This is a genomic window from Pseudomonas sp. GD04015 (genome assembly GCF_029837675.1).
In the GTDB taxonomy this organism is placed as follows: Bacteria; Pseudomonadota; Gammaproteobacteria; order Pseudomonadales; family Pseudomonadaceae; genus Aquipseudomonas; species Aquipseudomonas paralcaligenes.
Genome location: NZ_JAOEEE010000002.1, coordinates 1 through 17,342, shown reverse-complemented (window position 1 = coordinate 17,342; position 17,342 = coordinate 1). Strand labels below are relative to the sequence as shown.

General features: G+C 67.5%; 17 protein-coding genes and 1 riboswitch. Of the genes, 4 read left to right on the top strand and 13 right to left on the bottom strand.

Going from position 1 to position 17,342, the window contains the following annotated elements; translation table 11 throughout:
- Positions 1 to 12: 12 nt before the first annotated feature.
- Entirely contained in the window at positions 13 to 585 is a 573-nt protein-coding gene (locus N7640_RS01660) for a YceI family protein (protein ID WP_279901704.1), read from the top strand.
- Between the two features lie 299 nt (positions 586 to 884).
- Here the strand turns inward: N7640_RS01660 and N7640_RS01655 are convergent, their stop codons facing one another.
- The 7 genes from N7640_RS01655 to ahcY form a co-directional block, all read right to left on the bottom strand.
- Complete coding sequence (locus tag N7640_RS01655) at positions 885 to 2,756, bottom strand: DEAD/DEAH box helicase (RefSeq protein WP_279901705.1); 1,872 nt, start codon at positions 2,754 to 2,756, stop codon at positions 885 to 887.
- Positions 2,757 to 3,013: 257 nt separating this feature from the next.
- Positions 3,014 to 3,397, bottom strand: coding sequence for a DUF805 domain-containing protein (locus tag N7640_RS01650; protein WP_279901706.1), 384 nt, complete (start codon positions 3,395 to 3,397; stop codon positions 3,014 to 3,016).
- Positions 3,390 to 3,860: a hypothetical protein gene (locus N7640_RS01645; protein ID WP_279901707.1), complete on the bottom strand. Its 471-nt coding sequence runs from the start codon at positions 3,858 to 3,860 to the stop codon at positions 3,390 to 3,392. Before N7640_RS01645 ends, N7640_RS01650 begins: the two co-directional genes overlap by 8 nt.
- Position 3,861: 1 nt before the next feature.
- A complete protein-coding gene (locus tag N7640_RS01640) occupies positions 3,862 to 4,446 on the bottom strand; it encodes a hypothetical protein (RefSeq protein WP_279901708.1) in 585 nt (194 codons plus the stop codon).
- A gap of 180 nt (positions 4,447 to 4,626) precedes the next feature.
- Positions 4,627 to 6,003: a nucleotide 5'-monophosphate nucleosidase PpnN gene (gene ppnN, locus N7640_RS01635; protein WP_220812337.1), complete on the bottom strand. Its 1,377-nt coding sequence runs from the start codon at positions 6,001 to 6,003 to the stop codon at positions 4,627 to 4,629.
- A gap of 113 nt (positions 6,004 to 6,116) precedes the next feature.
- Positions 6,117 to 6,962: a methylenetetrahydrofolate reductase [NAD(P)H] gene (metF, locus tag N7640_RS01630; RefSeq protein WP_220812336.1), complete on the bottom strand. Its 846-nt coding sequence runs from the start codon at positions 6,960 to 6,962 to the stop codon at positions 6,117 to 6,119.
- 101 nt (positions 6,963 to 7,063) lie between these two features.
- Positions 7,064 to 8,473, bottom strand: coding sequence for an adenosylhomocysteinase (gene ahcY / locus N7640_RS01625; RefSeq protein WP_279906173.1), 1,410 nt, complete (start codon positions 8,471 to 8,473; stop codon positions 7,064 to 7,066).
- Between the two features lie 8 nt (positions 8,474 to 8,481).
- Positions 8,482 to 8,610: riboswitch (S-adenosyl-L-homocysteine riboswitch) on the bottom strand.
- A 214-nt stretch (positions 8,611 to 8,824) separates the two neighbouring features.
- Here ahcY and N7640_RS01620 point away from each other — a divergent pair.
- Both N7640_RS01620 and N7640_RS01615 read left to right on the top strand, forming a co-directional pair.
- The gene (locus tag N7640_RS01620; protein WP_279901710.1) at positions 8,825 to 9,229 is read left to right on the top strand and encodes a hotdog domain-containing protein; all 405 of its coding nucleotides are present in this window, start codon (positions 8,825 to 8,827) and stop codon (positions 9,227 to 9,229) included.
- A 62-nt stretch (positions 9,230 to 9,291) separates the two neighbouring features.
- Positions 9,292 to 9,741: a cytochrome c gene (locus tag N7640_RS01615; protein WP_279901711.1), complete on the top strand. Its 450-nt coding sequence runs from the start codon at positions 9,292 to 9,294 to the stop codon at positions 9,739 to 9,741.
- Here N7640_RS01615 and N7640_RS01610 read toward each other — a convergent pair.
- The 6 genes from N7640_RS01610 to N7640_RS01585 form a co-directional block, all read right to left on the bottom strand.
- Positions 9,735 to 10,292 carry a YbhB/YbcL family Raf kinase inhibitor-like protein gene (locus N7640_RS01610; RefSeq protein ID WP_279901712.1) on the bottom strand — a complete coding sequence of 186 codons (558 nt, stop codon included), beginning with the start codon at positions 10,290 to 10,292 and terminating at the stop codon, positions 9,735 to 9,737. The genes N7640_RS01615 and N7640_RS01610 overlap by 7 nt on opposite strands.
- Positions 10,293 to 10,369: 77 nt before the next feature.
- A complete protein-coding gene (locus N7640_RS01605) occupies positions 10,370 to 11,176 on the bottom strand; it encodes an AraC family transcriptional regulator (protein WP_279901713.1) in 807 nt (268 codons plus the stop codon).
- 179 nt (positions 11,177 to 11,355) lie between these two features.
- Positions 11,356 to 13,017, bottom strand: coding sequence for an NAD-dependent DNA ligase LigB (gene ligB / locus N7640_RS01600; protein ID WP_279901714.1), 1,662 nt, complete (start codon positions 13,015 to 13,017; stop codon positions 11,356 to 11,358).
- A 72-nt stretch (positions 13,018 to 13,089) separates the two neighbouring features.
- The gene (locus N7640_RS01595; RefSeq protein WP_279901715.1) at positions 13,090 to 13,479 is read right to left on the bottom strand and encodes a DUF1090 domain-containing protein; all 390 of its coding nucleotides are present in this window, start codon (positions 13,477 to 13,479) and stop codon (positions 13,090 to 13,092) included.
- Positions 13,480 to 13,774: 295 nt separating this feature from the next.
- Positions 13,775 to 14,965 carry a methionine adenosyltransferase gene (metK, locus tag N7640_RS01590; protein WP_220812328.1) on the bottom strand — a complete coding sequence of 397 codons (1,191 nt, stop codon included), beginning with the start codon at positions 14,963 to 14,965 and terminating at the stop codon, positions 13,775 to 13,777.
- A gap of 13 nt (positions 14,966 to 14,978) precedes the next feature.
- Positions 14,979 to 15,974, bottom strand: coding sequence for a metalloregulator ArsR/SmtB family transcription factor (locus tag N7640_RS01585; RefSeq protein WP_279901716.1), 996 nt, complete (start codon positions 15,972 to 15,974; stop codon positions 14,979 to 14,981).
- A gap of 171 nt (positions 15,975 to 16,145) precedes the next feature.
- Here N7640_RS01585 and cptA point away from each other — a divergent pair.
- Positions 16,146 to 17,342 (top strand): phosphoethanolamine transferase CptA (gene cptA / locus N7640_RS01580; protein ID WP_279906172.1); only part of this gene is annotated, 1,197 nt, incomplete at its 3' end.

Below are 17,342 nucleotides of genomic sequence, written 5' to 3'. Positions count from 1 at the left end.
AGGAGATCGTTAATGCTCAAGAAACCCCTCGCCGCCCTCACCCTGGGCGTCGCCTTGTTCGCCGGCCAGGCCATGGCCGCCGACTACGCCATCGACAAGGAAGGCCAGCACGCCTTCATCAACTTCAAGATCAGCCACCTGGGCTACAGCTGGCTGTACGGCACCTTCAAGGACTTCGACGGCAGCTTCAGCTTCGACGCCAAGGCGCCCGAGGCGAGCAAGGTCAGCGTCAAGATCAACACCGCCAGCCTGGACTCCAACCACGCCGAGCGCGACAAGCACCTGCGCAGCGCGGACTTCCTCAACACCGGCAAGAATCCGACCTCGACCTTCGAGTCCACCTCGGTCAAGTCGACCGGCGAAGGCACCGCCGAGATCACTGGCGACCTGACCCTGAACGGCGTGACCAAGCCGGTAGTGATCAAGGCCAAGTTCCTCGGCGAAGGCAAGGACCCGTGGGGCGGCTACCGCGCCGGTTTCGAGGGTGGCACCACCCTGAAACTGGAAGACTTCAACATCAAGGGCCCGGGCCCGGCTTCCCAGGAAGTCGAGCTGATCCTGTCCGTCGAAGGCGTCCGCCAGTAATCCGGGTTTGTTGCGCGCCGGCCATGGGGCGTTGGAAAAGGGCTCGGACAGTGGCTTGCCGCTGAGCGTGCCCGGAGCATCTACAGCTTGTAGACTCCGCGCCCTCGGTCCTCTTCCGCCTGGCCTGCCGCTGGCTCGCTAAACCCTCATCTCTGCGGCACAAAAAAAGCCGGCCCTTGGGCCGGCTTTTTCATGGGCGATATCCCCGTTGCCTGGTGTTGTACCGATCCCGCGTTGCAGGAGCGGATTCATCCGCGAATTCGGCAATATTTAACGGGGACATGGCCTTTTCCAGCCGTCTACGACTCCTTGCGGGTCAGCAGCGCCGGCTTCTCGCCGCGCGGGCGAGTCTCCTGCAGGCTTTCCAGTTGCTCCAGCGTCGGCAGGCGCTCACCCTTGCGGATGATCAGCGGCTGCTTGGCTGCGCGGCTGTCCTGCACCGCCGGCTCCTGGCGATCGTAGCGCGGCTCCTCGCGGCGACCGCCGCCGTTGCCGCGACCCTGACCGCCGCTGCGGCTGCGGTTCTGGCCGTTGCTGCCCTGGCGCTGGCCGGGCTTGCCCTGTTGCTTCTGGCCGCCTTGGCCGCCGTTGCCCTGGCGCTGACCGCCCTGGGCCTGGCCGCGCGGCTGAGCGCCGCCCTGACTACCACGGCGCTGGTTGCGTCCCTGGGGCTTGGGCTGGGCCGGCGGCACGTAGTCGGCGCGGTTGCCAAAGTTGTCGTAGTCGTCGTCGAGGAATTCCTCTGGATCGCGCTCCGGCGGCATGTCCTGCGGCGTGGCAGGCTTCCTGGCCTTGGCCTGGCGCGGCTGGCCCTGTGGCTGCGACGGCTGCTGGCCCTGGACGGTTTCACTCTGGCCTGGCGTCTTTCCCTTGCCGCGCCGACGCTTGCGCTTCTTGCCCGGGCCTTCTCCGGTTTCGCCATCGGCCTTGGGCTCGTGCCTGGCTTCGTGCCTCGGCTTGTCGGCGCGCGGCTGGCGTTCCGGGCGCGGGCCACGCGCTTCCGGCTTCTCGACTTCGACGCTGGCCGGGTCGAAGCCCTGCATATCGCCATCCGGAATCTGCTGCCGGGTCATGCGCTCGATGGCCTTGAGCAGTTTCTCCTCGTCCGGCGCCACCAGCGAGATGGCCTCGCCGCTGCGCCCGGCGCGGCCGGTGCGGCCGATGCGGTGGACGTAGTCTTCCTCGACGTTGGGCAGCTCGTAGTTGACCACGTGCGGCAGCTGGTCGATGTCCAGGCCGCGGGCGGCGATATCGGTGGCCACCAGGATGCGCACCTGGTTGGCCTTGAAGTCGGCCAGGGCCTTGGTGCGGGCGTTCTGGCTCTTGTTGCCGTGGATCGCGGCAGCCGGCAGCCCGTGCTTGTCCAGGTACTCGGCCAGGCGGTTGGCGCCATGCTTGGTACGGGTGAACACCAGCACCTGTTCCCAGGCGCCGAGGGTGATCAGGTGCGCCAGCAGGGCGCGCTTGTGTGTGCTCGGAGTGCGGAACACACGCTGCTCGATGCGCTCGACCGTGGTGTTCGGCGGCGTTACCTCGATGCGCTCGGGGTCGTGCAGCAGCTTGTTGGTCAGGGCGATGATGTCCTTGGAGAAGGTCGCCGAGAACAGCAGGTTCTGGCGCTGGGCCGGCAGCCTGGCCAGCACCTTCTTCACGTCATGGATGAAGCCCATGTCGAGCATGCGGTCGGCTTCGTCGAGGACCAGGATCTCCACATGGGACAGGTCGACGCTGCCCTGGCCGGCCAGGTCGAGCAGGCGACCCGGGCAGGCCACCAGCAGGTCGACGCCCTTGGACAGGGCCTGGACCTGCGGATTCATGCCGACACCGCCGAAGATGCAGGTGCTGACCAGCGGCAGGTCGCGGGCGTAGATCTTGAAGCTGTCGTGCACCTGGGCGGCCAGCTCGCGGGTCGGCGTCAGCACCAGCACGCGGGCCTGGCGCGGGCCACGGCGGTGTTCGCGGTCCGGATGACCGCCCGGGAACAGGCGTTCCAGAATCGGCAGGGCGAAGCCTGCGGTTTTACCAGTACCCGTCTGGGCGGCGACCATCAGGTCGCGGCCTTGCAGCACGGCGGGAACGGCCCGCTGCTGCACCGGAGTGGGCTGGGCGTAGCCGGCGGCCTCAACGGCACCGGCCAATGCCTCGGAGAGACCGAGGGAAGCAAAGGACATGAGTAATCCTGTCTAAGTGGGGCGAAGGCCCATTGGGAAGTTGCCTGGCTTGAATCGCTCTCGTTGAACGATCCCGTCCGGTACTGCTGGGCGATGGGTGGCCGAGCATCCGGGCGCAAGCCTGGCGGGAACGGTAAGTATAACAGAGCAATGTGGCTGCACCGCTAGTTGCCTGTCGTCTGAATTTTCCGGCTAGCTCGCTCCTGGGGGCGTGCGGCGGTGGACTCATCCGGGTGAGGCTCAGATGAGGTGCTTGCTCAATAGTTCCCGTGCCGTGGATCGGGACCATAGGGATTGTCCCGATTGTCCGGCGACAGGAACAGGGACACCGCCACGACTACGGGCGCGGCCGCCAGGCAGTAGGCGAGGCACAGCAGTCCCGAGCGATTGCTGTCGTGCAGCCGCCTCACGTTGTAGCTGAGCGTCACCAGCAGGGAGAACAGCCCCAGACCCGCGAGCACATCATGGGAAAGGTCGAGCATGCCGCCCTGGGTGATCAGGAGCAGCAAGCCGTAGTGGAGCGCCAGGAACGCCGCGAAGCTACGCCGGGTCTCCCGCCCGGAGAAGACCACGATGCGCCGGTAGCCTCGCAACCAGGGGCTTATCAGGTGTGCGTAGAAGAGGGCGACAACCCTATGCATGGGTTCGTTTGCCGAAGACCAGGGCCAGCAGAACACCACCGGCCAGGAGACAGGCGGCCGGGATCACGCCCGCCAGATACAACGGGATTGCGCCTATCTCCATTGATGAGTCGATGATCCGGGCGCTGGCGATCGACTGGACATGGTCGCGGAGCTTGATGATCGTCACCGTCGTGGCGCTGGCGGCGATGGCGGCCAGCGTGAACAACGACAGCGATCTGCGGAGGCCAGAGGCGGGCTTCAGGCAATGACGCAACGCCAAGCCCATACACAGTCCGAGCAGCACGAGCGAGCCTATGGTCTTGGCCCGGTGCATGAAGACGGCTTCTGGCGTCAGGGCGATAAGCGCATGGGCTTGCCCGGCTGTGACCTGTTCCAGCAGCCAGTCGTAGATCGCGTTGCCGCACAGCGCCAGGATGAGCACGGGTAGAAGCGACAGGGCCCAGATCGAGATACGCCTCACCTCAGGAGGCTCTTCTGGTCTGCGTCTGCTTGGCCTCGAACTCCCGGATGGCCAGCTCGATTTCGTTGGCGCTTTCCAGCATCACGAGTTCGCCGGTATTGCTGTTGAAGCGAGCGATCGCGGTCGACGGTGAAGTGCCGCCGTTGACCTGCCTGAATACGCTGCGCGGATTCCTGTAGAGGCGGGTCTCGGGTATCGGGTCGGTACCGAAGATGTATGGGCTGGGCGTGCGGAGGAGATATTGCCGGGTCAGGCCCTTGGGAAGGGTATCGCCCAGCTTGGGCAGCGGCTGGATTTCATTGGTGAAACCGGCGTACTCCAGCTTCGTGGCGTATTTGCCGTTGGCGGCCGTCGTGATGTTGATGCCCAGCGCCCCCTTTATCTGCTGCCATAGCGTTGCAGTTGAAGGAGTCACCCGTTGTCCGTCGATATAGGTGTCGTGCAGCGAGTGGAGTTGATACACCTGACGGTATATCTGCTGCATGCTGGGGCCTATCGTGTTGCCAAGGCTCGGCATCCCGGTTTTTGCATGCAGCTGTTCAATGAGAATGTACAGCCCCGTGGGCTGTCCGTAGGTGACGTCCATTTCAACCTCGTCGATGTAGAGCGAACTCGCCGGCCGTGGGGCCGGCTGGCCGCAGTTTATGTGCAACGTCCTTCGATGGGCAGCCACAAGTAGCGGGTTTGAGAGCTGCTTCGGTTTCTGGGAGAAGGGCCGTCCGATCCGGACGAGCCTGCCAATGGCTCCAGGAAAGCGCAGGCCGCTCTAGCTCACCACCCGATAGCACGGCACGTAGGCGCTGCCGCCCGGCAGCTTCATCCGGTGCTGTTCGACGAAGGACTGCAGCAGGCGGTCCAGCGGCTGCATGATGTCCTTTTCTCCGCGCAGCACGTAGGGACCGTGTTCCTCGATCAGGCGGATGCCGTTCTCCTTGACGTTGCCGGCGACGATGCCGGAGAAGGCCCGGCGCAGGTTGGCCGCCAGCTGGTGGAGCGGCTGGGCGCGGGTTAGGTTGAGGGCGGCCATGGCCTCGTGGGTCGGCTCGAAGGGGCGCTGGAAGCTCTCGTCGATCCGCAGCAGCCAGTTGAAGTGGAAGGCGTCGTTGCGCTCGCGGCGGAAGCGCTGCACCTCCTTCATGCCGGCCGCCATGTGGCGCGCGACTTCGGCCGGGTCGTTGGGGATCAGCACGTAGCGCTTCTGCGCCTCCTCGCCGAGTGTCGCGCCGATGAAGGCGTGCAACTGCTGCAGGTAGGGTTCGGCGACCTTCGGCCCGGTGAGCACCACCGGGAACGGCAGGTCGGCGTTGTCCGGGTGGGTGAGGATGCCGAGCAGGTAGAGGAATTCCTCCGCCGTGCCGACGCCGCCGGGGAAGATGATGATGCCGTGGCCGACGCGGACGAAGGCCTCCAGGCGCTTCTCGATATCCGGCAGGATCACCAGTTCGTTGACGATCGGGTTCGGCGCCTCGGCGGCGATGATGCCCGGCTCGGTCAGGCCCAGGTAGCGTGCGCCGGCGATGCGCTGCTTGGCGTGGGCGATGGTGGCGCCCTTCATCGGTCCCTTCATCACGCCCGGGCCGCAGCCGGTGCAGACGTCCAGGCCGCGCAGGCCGAGTTCGTGGCCGACGCGCTTGGTGTACTTGTATTCCTCGGTGCTGATGGAGTGGCCGCCCCAGCACACCACCATCCGCGGCTCGACGCCGGCGCGCAGGGTGCGGGCGTTGCGCAGCAGGTGGAAGACGTAGTCGGTGATGCCCTGCGAGCTGTCGAAGTCGACGCGCTGGTTCTCCAGTTCGCTCTGGGTGAAGACGATGTCGCGCAGGGCGCTGAACAGCATCTCCCGGGTGCTGGCGATCATCTCGCCGTCGACGAAGGCGTCGGCCGGCGCGTTGCGCAGCTCCAGGCGGATGCCCCGGTCCTGCTGGTGGATGATCACCTCGAAGTCCGGGTAGGCCTCGAGGATGGTCTTGGCGTTGTCGCTGTGCGAGCCGGTGTTGAGGATCGCCAGCGCGCACTGGCGGAACAGGGCGTAGACGCTGTCGGAACCGGTCTCGCGCAGTTGCTGCACTTCGCGTTGGGAGAGGATTTCCAGGCTGCCCTTGGGGCTCACCGAGGCGTTGATCTTGTTGCGTACCAGAGTCATCTAGGCTTCCGTGTCGGACGGCGCGAGCGCGCCGGAATGACGACGCGCGGGGAGGGATTGTCTGTCATCAGATCGCGCCGCCGTTGCGAAGTTGCCACGGCGGCGCGGTCGCCTCAGCGCGGCAGGCCGAGGTTGTTCCAGATGGCCAGGCTCGGTTCGGCCTGGTTGAGGGTGTAGAAATGCAGCCCCGGGGCGCCGCCTTCGAGCAGGCGCTCGCACATTTCGGTCACCACCTGCTCGCCGAAGGCCTGGATGCTGTCCAGGTCGTCGGCGTAGGCCTCCAGCTGCTTGCGGATCCAGCGCGGCAGCTCGGCGCCGCAGGCGTCGGAGAAACGCGCCAGCTTGCTGTAGTTGGTGATCGGCATGATGCCCGGCACGATCGGGATTTCCACCCCGATGCGGCGTGCGCGCTCGACGAAGTAGAAGTAGCAGTCGGCGCTGAAGAAGTACTGGGTGATGGCGCTGTCGGCGCCGGCCTGGCACTTGCGCGCGAAGTTCTTCAGGTCGTCCTCGTAGCTGCGGGCCTGCGGATGCACTTCCGGGTAGGCCGCCACTTCGATATGGAAGTGGTCGCCGCTCTCGGCGCGGATGAACTCCACCAGCTCGTTGGCGAAGCGCAGCTCGCCGCTGGCCATGCCCATGCCGGATGGCAGGTCGCCGCGCAGGGCTACGATGCGCTTGATGCCGGAGTTCTTGTACTGGCTGAGCAGGCTGCGCAGCTCTTCCTTGCTGTCGCCGACGCAGGACAGGTGCGGCGCGGTCGGCACGCCGACATCACCGTCCAGCTGCAGGACGGTGTTGAGGGTGCGGTCGCGAGTCGAGCCGCCGGCGCCATAGGTGCAGGAGAAGAAATCGGGGTTGTAGGTGGACAGCTGACGGGCGACGTTCAGCAGTTTTTCATGCCCGGCCTCGGTCTTGGTGGGGAAGAACTCGAAGCTGTAACGACGTTCTTGAGACATGGAGAAGGGTTCCTTCTCAGCCGCAGGCCACAAGCCTCAAGCGGCAGGCAGAGCGGTTCGACGCCTGCTTGCTGCTTGTGGCTTGTCGCTTGCCGCTGCGGTTAGTAGCGGTAGCTGTCCGGCTTGAACGGACCTTCGACGGTCACGCCGATGTACTCGGCCTGCTTCGGAGTCAGCTGGGTGACCACGCCGCCGAAGCCCCTGACCATTTCCAGCGCCACTTCCTCGTCCAGCTTCTTCGGCAGCACTTCGACGGTCACCTTGGCGGCCTTGTCGGCGGCCGGCAGGGCGGCGAACTGCGCCTCGTACAGGTGGATCTGCGCCAGCACCTGGTTGGCGAAGGAGCCGTCCATGATCCGGCTCGGGTGGCCGGTGGCGTTGCCCAGGTTCACCAGGCGGCCTTCGGCCAGCAGGATCAGGTAGTCCTCGTTGCGCGGGTCGAAGGTGCCGGCGCCGGTGCGGTGGATCTTGTGCACCTGCGGCTTGACCTCTTCCCAGGCCCAGTTCTTGCGCATGAAGGCGGTGTCGATCTCGTTGTCGAAGTGGCCGATGTTGCAGACCACGGCGCGCTTCTTCAGGGCCTTGAGCATGCCGGCGTCGCAGACGTTGACGTTGCCGGTGGTGGTGACGATCAGGTCGATCTTGCCCAGCAGGTCGCCGTCGATGCTGGCCTCGGTGCCGTCGTTGAGGCCGTTCTTGTAGGGGGAGACCACTTCGTAGCCGTCCATGCACGCCTGCATGGCGCAGATCGGATCGACTTCCGAGACCTTGACGATCATGCCTTCCTGGCGCAGCGAGGCGGCCGAGCCCTTGCCCACGTCGCCGTAGCCGATCACCAGGGCCTGCTTGCCGGACATCAGGTGGTCGGTGCCGCGCTTGATGGCGTCGTTCAGGCTGTGGCGGCAGCCGTACTTGTTGTCGTTCTTGCTCTTGGTCACCGAGTCGTTGACGTTGATCGCCGGGATTTTCAGGGTGCCGGCCTTGAGCATGTCGAGCAGGCGGTGCACGCCGGTGGTGGTTTCCTCGGTCACGCCGTGGATCTTGTCCAGCATCGCCGGGTGGCGCTCGTGGATGATCTGGGTCAGGTCGCCGCCGTCGTCCAGGATCATGTTGGCATCCCACGGCTGGCCGTCCTTGAGGATGGTCTGCTCGATGCACCACTCGTACTCTTCCTCGGTCTCGCCCTTCCAGGCGAACACCGGGATGCCGGCGGCGGCGATGGCGGCGGCGGCCTGGTCCTGGGTGGAGAAGATGTTGCAGCTGGACCAGCGTACTTCGGCGCCGAGGGCGATCAGGGTCTCGATCAGCACGCCGGTCTGGATGGTCATGTGGATGCAGCCGATGATCCTGGCGCCTTTCAGCGGCTGGCTGGCGGCGTACTTGCGGCGCAGGCCCATCAGTGCCGGCATCTCGGACTCGGCGATGATCAGTTCCTTGCGGCCCCAGTCGGCCAGGGAAATGTCGGCGACCTTGTAATCGTTAAAAGCAGCGCTCATGCAAAAGCTCTCCATTCGTTGTGTGCGAATGGGCGCCGTTGATGCGTTGGGTAACGCCCCGTCCGAGCCTGACAGGCGGGAGCCTGATTCGAAGCGGGCGGGCGCCGGTTTCGAAACGGGTCTTGCGGCCTGCTGCAGCGCCCCTCGGACGGGAGGCGGGCACGGCCGGAGCGGAGCCGGCCGTGTGAAGCCGGGCGATTATAGCCAGCCGCGCGGCGCAGCCCAAGGTCTTCCGTCGCGGCGCGGGCAATCGGGACGCCTCCGTGCCGGCCAGGCTATCGCCGTCATTGAAAACATTGCCGGGACAACCGCCGTCCCGCTCGGCCATGATGGCGGCAGAAACTGACCGACAAGACAGGAGTGGCGATGAAATTCCACACACGCAAATGGGTGAAACCCGAAGACCTCAATCCCAACGGCAGCCTCTTCGGCGGCAGCCTGCTGAAGTGGATCGACGAGGAGGCGGCGATCTACGCCATCATCCAGCTCGACAGCCAGCGGGTGGTGACCAAGCTGATCTCCGAGATCAACTTCGTCAGCTCGGCGCGCCAGGGCGACATCATCGAACTGGGCATCACCGCCACCGAGTTCGGCCGTACGTCCCTGACCCTGCGCTGCGAAGTGCGCAACAAGATCACCCGCAAGAGCATCCTGACCATCGACCGGCTGGTGTTCGTCAACCTGGATGCGGAAGGGCTGCCGGCACCGCACGGCAAGACCCAGATCAGCTATATCCGTGACCGTTTCCCGGAGGCGGCTGCGGCATCCTAACCCTTGGCCGCGGGGCGGAGAGTGGCAATACTGTCGCCCTCCGTTCCCACCCAGCCGTCACGATGAAGTCGAAAATTTTCCTGGCCCTGCTCGCCTGTACCCTGCTCGCCGCCTGCGACCGGGTCGATCCCGATTCGCCCCTGGGCAAGCGCCAGGCCCTGTTCAAGGACATGCTGCGCACCAGCGAAGACCTGGGCGGCATGCTGCGTGGGCGCCTGAGTTTCAACGAAAAGCGCTTCGCCGAAGGCGCCACCCGCCTCGACGAGCTGTCGCGCCGGCCCTGGCAGCACTTCCCCCAGGCGCAGGACTCCACCGACCACAGCCAGGCCCGCGACGAGGTGTGGCAGCGCCATGAGCGTTTCCAGCAGATGGCCCGCGAACTGGAGGCGGCCACCGCCGAGCTGCGCACCGCCGCCCAGGCCAGGCCGCTGCAGGCCGAGGTGCTGGTCGCTCCGGTCGACAAGGTCGAGATGGCCTGCAAGGCCTGCCACGAGGAGTTCCGGATCTACTGAGCCGGCCGCCCGTAGGTGGCCGTGAGGCTGGCGCGTCCCAGGCCGTTGGCGTTGAGCATGTAGCCGACCAGCGCCGGCATGGCGCGCTCGTCCAGCTCCAGGCGCGGCACCTTCAGCGCGTGCACGGTGAAGATGTAGCGGTGCGGCTTGTCCCCCGGCGGCGGGCAGGCGCCGCCGAAGCCCGGCTGGCCATAGTCGGTCAGGCTCTGTACGACGCCTTCCGGCAGCGCCGCTCCGCCCGGCTGGCCAGCCGTGGCGGGCAGGCCCTGGCTGTCCGCCGGGAGGTTGAACAGCACCCAGTGCCACCAGCCCGAGCCGGTCGGCGCGTCCGGATCGTAGACCGTGACGGCGAAGCTCTGGGTACCGCTCGGGGCGTCCTTCCAGTTCAGGGCCGGGGCGCGGTTGTCGCCGTTGCAGCCGAAGCCCTGGAACTCCTGGGCGCGGGTCAGGGGCTGGCCGTCTGCGATGTCCGGGCTGCTCAGCTCGAAGGCCTGGGCGCCGCTGGCGAGCAGCAGGCCGAACAGGGACAGGACGTGACGCGAAATCTTCATGGAAGACCTCCTTGTGATGGGTGGTCCCCCACTATGCCGCCCCGGAATCGCCGCCGCGCGCCCCGGGCGCGCAACGACTAGCCCGTTCCGCTCATCTGCCGCAGGCTGCTGGGGGCGCAGCCGAACTGGCGCTGGAAGGCCGCGGCGAAGCGCGATGGCGACTGGTAGCCGCAGGCGGCGGCGACCTCGCCGAGCGGACGTTGCGAGGCGTTGACCAGGCCGAGCGCGTGCTCCATGCGGGCGTCCTGGAGCAGGCGGCGGAAGGAGATGCCTTCGCCGGCCAGCTTGCGCCGCAGGGTCGCCGGGCTCATGGCCAGGCGCGCCGCGACCGCGTCGGCCTGCCAGTCGTGGCTGAGGTCGCTGCGCAGCAGGTTGAGGATGCGTTCGCGCACCGGGTATCTGCGCCGGTTGAGCAGCACGCCGCCCTGGCCGGCCTCGGCCAGGGCCAGCATCAACCCCTGCCAGGCATGTTCGGCCTGGGCCGCTCGCAGCCCGCCGCATTCGGCCAGCGGCAGCAGTTCGAGCAGTCTGGCGAACGCCGCGCGGGCGTCTTCCGACGGTGCGAAGACCTGGGCCGGCGCGTTGCGGTCGCGGCCGGCCAGCTGGGCGCCGAACAGCTCGTGCAGGCGCTGCTGCCAGCCCTCCTGCTGACCCAGGGCCCAGGCCTGATAGCTGCCGTGCGTGCCGGGGCGATTGATCAGCTGCACCCGCTGCTCGCCGGCCAGGGCCAGCCAGGAGCCGGCTGGGCAGCGCCACTCCTGCTCGCCGATGCGCAGCCATTTCTCGCCCTCGACCACGGTTACCAGCAGGGGCGCCAGGATCGGCGTGCGGTTGAGCCGCTGTTCGGCGTAGCTGTGGAAGGAGAGCAGGGGCAGTGGATGCATGGCGGCCTCGCGAATCAGGCTGCAGTGGAAACGCCGGGGCGAAGCCTGTCAACCGCCGGGCATGGCGCACGCCGGAAGCGGGACTGGGGACGATTGGTGCGACGCCGGTAGGGTGCGCCGTGCGCACCGGGAGTTGGAGCGATTACCCAGGTGGTGCGCACGGCGCACCTTACTGCAGGCTAGAAGCCTGCGACGCCGGCCTGGCGCAACTGCTCGCGCAGACGCAGCACTTCTTCGTGGCGGAAGAATTCGACCAACTGTCTGGCGCGGGTCGCACCGATGCCGCCGTAGGCGTCCCAGTCCGCGGCATCGCGGCTGGCCAGGGCGTCCCAGTCACCCTGCAGCGGCGCCGAGCCGCTGGGCGGCAGCCCCAGGGCGGCCAGCCATTGCTGGAATGGCCGCTGCCGCGCGCCGGCGAAGCTGCGGTGCAGGGCCGCGGCGCTGCGGTTGCCCAGGCCCGGGCGCTTCGCCAGTTCGTCTTCCCGCAGTTCCAGCCAGTCCAGCAGCCCCTGCAGGCGCAGCTTTTCCCAGGTGCCCGCGCCGACGCCGGGTAGCGCCAGGCCGCGCCTGCCACCCAGCCACTGCTGGCGGGCGGCGAACTGGCCCTCGCAGCCGGGCGTCGGTCGCCAGCAGCTGAGCGGATGGTGGGCCGCCGGATCGGGCACGGCCAGGACGGAACGCTGCTCGCTGCGCCAGACGACATCGCCGACCTGGGGAATGGTCAGGCCGGCGAGGGTGACGGCCACTTGGTCGCCGGGGCGGATGTCCAGGGCCTGCCAGCGCTGCAGCGAGCCGAGGCCGACGCGGCTCACCCGGCGCCCGTCCAGTTCGACCGGCCGCAGGCGCAGCAGCGGGGTGATGCGCCCCGTGCGGCCGATCTGGAACTGCACGGCGCGCACTTCCGCCAGGGCCTGGCCGGCAGGATATTTCCAGGCCGCAGCCCAGCTTGGCGGCTGAGCGATCCAGCCTGTGCCGGCGGGCCGATCTCCCTGGCGCAGTACCACGCCGTCGCTGGCGAACGGCAGCTCGGCGCGGTACCAGCGCTCACGCCATTGCCCGGCTTCCTCGGGCGTTCGTACCGGCAGTGTCAGTTCCGCGCTGTCGGCGAAACCCATTTCGCGCAGGCCCCGCAGGCGCTCGGCCATGGTCGCTGGCCCGTTGGGCCAGTCCCAGACGAACAGGCCGACCCGCTTCGTCTCCGTCGCGTTCGCCTCGTGGCGGGCCATGGCCCCGGCCGCCTTGCCGCGCAGGCCGTTGCCGCCGTCGCGCGCCTGGACGTGGTCGATGGCGCGCCAGTACAGCTCGCCTTGCAGGATCGTTTCCTGGCGGCGCGACAACCGTGCGGGAACGGCTTCGAGCGCGCGCACCCGCGTGGTCCAGTCCTGGCCGCTGCGGCCGTCGCCACGGCTGATCGCCTGCTGCAGGCGACCGTCGCGGTAGTGCAGGGTGACGGCCACGCCATCGACCTTGGGCTGCACCCACAGGTCGTCGCGGCCGGCCATCCAGGCTTGTACCGCCGCTTCGTCACGCAGCTTGGCCAGGCCGGTCTGCGCCACCGGATGACGGACCGGTCCGCCGGCGCCCCGCAGCGGGTCGCCAGGCGCGGCATCGTGTCCGGGGAAGCAGGCCCGCCACTGGCCGAGCAGCTCGCGGCTCTGATCGTAGAGTTCGTCCGCGACCAGGGCGCGGCCGTCGACGTGGTAGGTGTGGTCCCATTCGGCGATGCGCCGTTCCAGGGCGGAGATTTCCCCGGCGGCCCGGGTGGCGGGCCAGTCGGGGCAGGGGGCGGCGTGGGCCGCGCAGGCGAACAGGGCGAACAGCGGGGCGATCCGTCTTGGCATGGCGAGCATCCTTGCTCCATGGGGGACTGACGCCAGCGTAGTCGCTCGCCGACGGATTGCACGAAAGTGCCGTCAGCGCTGCAGCGCTTCCTGGGCCTGGCGCAGTTCCTCGCGCGCCTCGGCCAGCTTGGTCTTGCGCTTGTCGATCTTGGCCGGATCGCCTTTCTTCAGCGCTTTCTCCAGTTCCGCCTCGCGGGTGCGCACCTCGTGTTCGGCCTCCAGCACCTTTTCCTCGCGGGTCTTGTGCAGGCTGGCGTCGTCGCAGTGATCGACGACCTGGCCCAGGGCCTTCTCCAGCCCGGCCTGGCGGTCGCGGTTGCCCTGCGACTTGGCCTCTTCGAGCTGTGCCTCCAGGCGCTCGCGCTTGGCGGCGCAACCGGTGGCTTCGGCCGCGCCAGCGGGCAGGGCGAGGGCGGCGCAGCCGGCCAGGAGCAGGGCGGACAGCAGGGGCGTGTGGGTCATGGCATGTTCCTCGTTCGGGTGTCGGATGAGTCGACCCTTCGGGAAGGGGAATGGTTGCAGCATGGCACGGAGCAGGCGTGTGTCGACTGGCCCTGGAGGGCGAAACCAGATGTATCGGAACACTCAGCAATCGACTGGAAACCCAAGCGCCAGACCAATGCTCCCGGATTTCATCCGGGCTACGACCGGTGCACGCGGCGCACCCTACGGCAGCGCTAGTCTCACAGCTTTTCATGGTGCCGTAGCCAACAAAAAAGCCCCGCCAAGGCGGGGCTTTTTTGCTGCGACGCAGGCCTTACAGGCCGGCCGCGGCGCGCAGGGCGTCGACCTTGTCGGTCTTCTCCCAGGTGAAGGTGGTGAAGCTGTCGTCGCCGACGGTCTTCTGCTGCGGCGTGCGGCCGAAGTGGCCGTAGGCCGCGGTTTCCTGGTACATCGGGTGGAGCAGGTCGAGCATCTTGGTGATGGCGTACGGGCGCAGGTCGAACACTTCGCGCACCAGCTTGATGATCTTGTCCTCGGCGATCTTGTGGGTGCCGAAGGTGTTGACCGAGATGGAGGTCGGCTGGGCCACGCCGATGGCGTAGGAGACCTGGATCTCGCACTTGTCGGCCAGGCCGGCGGCGACGATGTTCTTGGCCACGTAGCGGCCGGCGTAGGCGGCCGAGCGGTCGACCTTGGACGGGTCCTTGCCGGAGAAGGCGCCGCCGCCGTGGCGGGCCATGCCGCCGTAGCTGTCGACGATGATCTTGCGGCCGGTCAGGCCGCAGTCGCCCACCGGGCCGCCGATCACGAAGTTGCCGGTCGGGTTGATGTGGAACTGGGTGTCCTTGTGCAGCAGTTCGGCCGGCAGGGCGTGCTTGATGATCAGCTCCATCACGCCTTCGCGCAGGTCGGCCAGCGAGACCTCCGGGTTGTGCTGGGTGGACAGCACCACGGCGTCGATGCCGACCACCTTGCCACCTTCGTAGCGGCAGGTGACCTGGCTCTTGGCGTCCGGGCGCAGCCACGGCAGCAGGCCGGACTTGCGGGCCTCGGCCTGGCGCTCGACCAGGGCGTGGGAGAAGCGGATCGGCGCCGGCATCAGCACGTCGGTCTCGTTGCTGGCGTAGCCGAACATCAGGCCCTGGTCGCCGGCGCCCTGGTCTTCCGGCTTGGCGCGGTCGACGCCCTGGTTGATGTCCGGGGACTGCTTGCCAATGATGTTCATCACGCCGCAGGTGGCGCCGTCGAAGCCGACGTCGGAGCTGGTGTAGCCGATGTCGCAGATCACGTCGCGGACGATCTGCTCCAAGTCGACCCAGGCGCTGGTGGTGACTTCGCCGGCGATGATGGCGACGCCGGTCTTGACCAGGGTCTCCACGGCCACGCGGGCGTGCTTGTCCTGGGCGATGATGGCGTCGAGGACGGCATCGGAAATCTGGTCGGCGATCTTGTCCGGATGGCCCTCGGACACGGACTCGGAGGTAAACAGGGAGTATTCGCTCATTTCAAGATCCTATTCATTCCTGGGTTTGCTTCGCATCCGGCTTGGCGAAGTGCCGTACCTGAATCTGAAAGCCGTTCTTGAGGCCCACATAGAGGCTCTCGCCGGGCGTGAGCCCCGCGGCATCGGCCCAGTGGGCCAGATCCTCCTGATCGAAGCCGAGCCAGAGGTCGCCGCAGGCCGTCCTGGCCCAGCTCTGGTCGTGGCTGCACAGCTCGGTGATCAGCAGGCTGCCGCGCGGTTTCACCAGGCGGGCCAGCCTCTTCAGCGCCTCGGCCGGGGCGGCGAAATGGTGCAGCACCATGTTCACCACCACGCAGTCGGCGGCGCCGATGTCGTCGTGCAGGGCATCGGCGAGCTGCAGCTCGACGTTGTCCAGTCGTTCCTTCTGGCAGTGCTGGTGCGCCAGCTCCAGCATCGCCTCGCTGTTGTCCAGCGCGGTCACCCGGTCGAAGCGGCGGGCCAGCTCTGGGAGGAAGCCGCCGTCGCCGGGGCCGACTTCCAGCGCCGTCGCCTCGCGGGTAAAGCCCAGGGCGTCGAGCAGGGCCAGCAGGCTGTCGCGATACTGCGGTAGGCCGGCGATCAGGTCCTGGCGGGCCTGGAACTTGTCCGCGGTGCGGGCGAAGTAGTCGCGGCTGGCCGCGGCGCGCTGAGCGTGCACGGCGGCGATGCGCGCCAGCACCTCGTCCGGCAGCTGCAGTTCGTCCACCGCCTGCAGCAGCGCGCCGTGCAGGCTGGCGCCGGGCAGCTCGCTGCGCTGCAGGGCGCGGCGATAGAAGATCGCGTTGCCCTCGCGGCGGGTCGCCACCAGCCCGGCCTGTGCCAGCACCTTGAGGTGGTGGCTCATGCCGGACTGGCCGATGGCGAAGATCTGTGCCAGCTCCAGCACGCCGAAGGAGTCGTTGCTCAGCGCGCGCAGCACGTTCAGGCGCAGCGGATCGCCGCCGGCCTTGCACAGGGCGGCCAGGTCGTCGGCTGGCTCGAAACGGAGCTGGGGAACGCGCATGTTCATGGGGCCGGCAGTCTAGTCGGTCACTTTTCACGCAGCAACCGCAATATCAAAAAGTTTTGATATTGATTGAGCGGCTCCGCTCCGCCGGGGCGGCATTTGACGAAGTTTTCACGCCCGCCCGGGCAGATTGCCGGGCCACAAGGGGACTTCCCGCTTCGTTCTGGGGCTGTAATGACAAACGCGCAACGCGCCGGCGCCTCCCGCGGCGCCGCGGATCGGGCCGGCATCGACTGGGCCGGCCTGGGCTGGGCCTTCCTGTTCTTCTGGTACTTCTCGGGTGTCACCCAGGTCCTGATCTACGCCAGCGACAGCGCCGGCTTCGCCGGCCTGCGCCAGTCGCTGGTGCTGAGCCTGCTGTGGCTGGTGCCGCTGCTGCTGTTCCCCGCCCGCGCCAGGTTGCTGGCGGCGCTGATCGGCGTGCCGCTGTGGTTCTGCTCGCTGGCCGGCTTCGGCTACTTCCTGATCTACGGCCAGGAGTTCTCGCAGAGCGTCATCTTCATCCTGTTCGAGTCGAACGTCAGCGAAGGCAGCGAGTACCTGGCGCAGTACTTCGCCTGGTGGATGGTGCCGGCCTTCCTCGCCTACGGCCTGGGCGCCTGGCTGCTGTGGCGCAAGGTGCGGCCGGTGTACCTGTCGCGACCGGTAGCGCTGCTGGCGTCGCTGTTCCTGCTGTTCTCCTCGCTCGGCTACCCGGCCCTGCGCCAGTTCAGCAAGCACGACGACCCGCGGATAGCGCTGGAGAACTTCGAGGAGCGCATCGAGCCGGCGACGCCCTGGCAACTGGTGGTCGGCTTCCGCCAGTACAGCGCCCAGCTGGCCAGCATGCAGGCGCTGCTGGAGGGCCGCCAGCGCATCGCGCCGCTGACCGGCCTGGTCGACGCCCATGCCGGCAAGCCGGCGACCCTGGTGCTAGTCATCGGCGAATCGACCAACCGCCAGCGCATGAGTCTCTACGGCTACGGCCGCCAGACCACGCCGGAACTGGACAGGCTGCGCGACCAGCTGCAGGTGTTCACCGGCGTGGTCACCCCGCGCCCCTACACCATCGAGGCGCTGCAGCAGGTGCTGACCTTCGCCGACCAGGAGAACCCCGACGCCTACCTGGAAACGCCGTCGCTGGTCAGCGTGATGAAGCAGGCCGGCTACAAGACCTACTGGATCACCAACCAGCAGACCATCACCAAGCGCAACACCATGCTCACCACCTTCTCCAAGCAGGCGGACGAGCAGTTCTACCTGAACAACAACCGCGAGCAGAACGCCCGCCAGTACGACGGCGACGTGTTCGCGCCGTTCGCCAAGGTGCTGGCCGAGGACGCGCCACGCAAGTTCATCGTGGTCCACCTGCTCGGCACCCACATGAGCTAC